Origin of the sequence: Pseudomonas sp. RL (genome assembly GCF_000647775.1) — a bacterium.
GTDB lineage: Bacteria > Pseudomonadota > Gammaproteobacteria > Pseudomonadales > Pseudomonadaceae > Serpens > Serpens flexibilis.
The window spans coordinates 1-821 of sequence record NZ_JBOY01000197.1 but is presented as its reverse complement, the minus strand read 5'-3'; the positions used below and the strand labels follow the sequence as shown (position 1 = coordinate 821).

Below are 821 nucleotides of genomic sequence, written 5' to 3'. Positions count from 1 at the left end.
CGGCGGCGCTGTGCAACGTCGGCCTGGCGCTGGCCCTGCCGCTGCTGCTGGCGCGCCGCCTGTTCGCCGAGCCGAGTCGGCGCCAATGGGCCTTTGCCGCCGGCTTGCTGAGCTTCGCGCTCACCGCCATCGGCTTCTACAGCGACCTGCTGCAGGGCCTGCCGCCGATGCGCTGGCTGCACGCCGGCATCGGCGCCATGCTCGCGCTGGTGCTGATCGCCCTCAGCCGCATCTCCATGCGCATCGTCAACGATGCCCTGGAGGCGCGGCAGGCCGATGATCCGCAGGACGAGCCGCGGGTCTACCGCGCCCTGCCGCCGCGTCGCAACCTGGCGATCTTCTGCATCGCGCTCTACACGCTGGCGGAGTTCCTGCTGCCGGGCGCCAGGGTCGGCGGCTGGCTGGCGCTGGCCTGCGCCGCCGCGCTGTTCAACATCCTCAACGACTGGCATGTGGGCCGCGCGCTGTTCAGCCGCTGGGCGCTGTCGCTGTACCTGATCTATTGGCTGATGGCGCTCGGCTACGCCGCGTTGGGGGCGGCCCTGCTCTGGCAAGCACTACCGATGAGTGCCGGCCGGCACCTGCTGACCCTCGGTGGCATGGGCCTGTCGGTGTTCGCGGTGCTCAACATCGCCGGACGCACCCACAGCGGCGAGGAACTCGACCCACGCGCCTGGGTGCCCACCAGCGCCGCCTTGCTGGTAGCCGGCGCGCTGTTGCGCCTGGCCGCCGGCCTGCCCGGCTGGCCGTACACGGCGCTGCTGGCCGCCAGCGGGCTGGCCTGGCTGCTGGCCTTCGGCCTGGCGCTTTACCACCTGGGG

At 72.2% G+C, this 821-nt stretch carries 1 protein-coding gene; it reads left to right on the top strand.

What is annotated here, in order from left to right; all coding sequences use genetic code 11:
• Nucleotides 1-821, top strand: an 821-nt coding sequence (locus tag AS93_RS0118125; RefSeq protein WP_027591896.1) for an NnrS family protein, incomplete at both ends; no start/stop codon positions are given.